Here is an 864-nt window from a genome sequence, read left to right on the forward strand (position 1 = left end):
GCCGCCCAGTTCGAAGAAGTGATCGTGACGACCCACCTGCTCGACCTTGAGCACATCTGCCCAGATTCGCGCCAGGGTCTGTTCGACTTCGCCTTGTGGTGCTTCATATTCGCGAGAGGCATAAGCCTCGGCATCCGGCGCCGGGAGCTCACGGCGATCCAGCTTGCCGTTGGCGGTCAGCGGGAAGGCTGGCAGCACCATGAAGGCGCTGGGCAGCATGTAGTCGGCCAGCACGCTCGACAACTGCTCGCGCAATTCACGTACCGACAAGGTCACGCCCGGTTCGGCAATCACATAACCTACCAGGCGCTTGGGACCGGCATCGTCTTGCCGCGCCAGCACGACCGCGTCTTTCACGCCTGGGCATTGGCCCAAGCGGGCTTCGATCTCGCCCAATTCGATACGGAACCCACGGATCTTCACTTGGTCGTCGTTACGGCCCAGGTAATCCACCGCGCCATCCGCGCGCCAGCGGGCCAGGTCGCCAGTGCGGTAGAGCAAGGCATCTGGATCGGCACTGAACGGGTCGGTGACGAACTTCTCGGCGGTCAGCTCAGGGCGATTCAAATAGCCTTTCGCCACGCCGTCGCCACCGATGTACAACTCGCCGGCCACGCCGATGAGGACGGGTTGCTGGTTGGCATCCAGCACATAGACGCGGGTGTTGCCAATCGGACGACCAATCGGGATACCGCCCTCGCCCACCTGCTTGATTTCGTAGGTGGTGGTGAAGGTGGTGGCCTCGGTTGGGCCGTAGCCGTTGAGCAAGTGAGCCGGCGCGCCTTCCTTCAGAACGCGACCGATCACCGCCGGGTCGAGCACATCGCCACCGACGATCAGGTAGCGCAGTTGGGCGAACACCGA

At 63.2% G+C, this 864-nt stretch carries 1 protein-coding gene; it reads right to left on the reverse strand.

Annotation, left to right across the window (positions count from 1 at the left end):
• Positions 1 to 864, reverse strand: an 864-nt coding sequence (locus AC09SL_RS29440; RefSeq protein ID WP_479572001.1) for a non-ribosomal peptide synthetase, incomplete at both ends; no start/stop codon positions are given.

Source organism: Pseudomonas sp. PF05, from assembly GCF_056521845.1.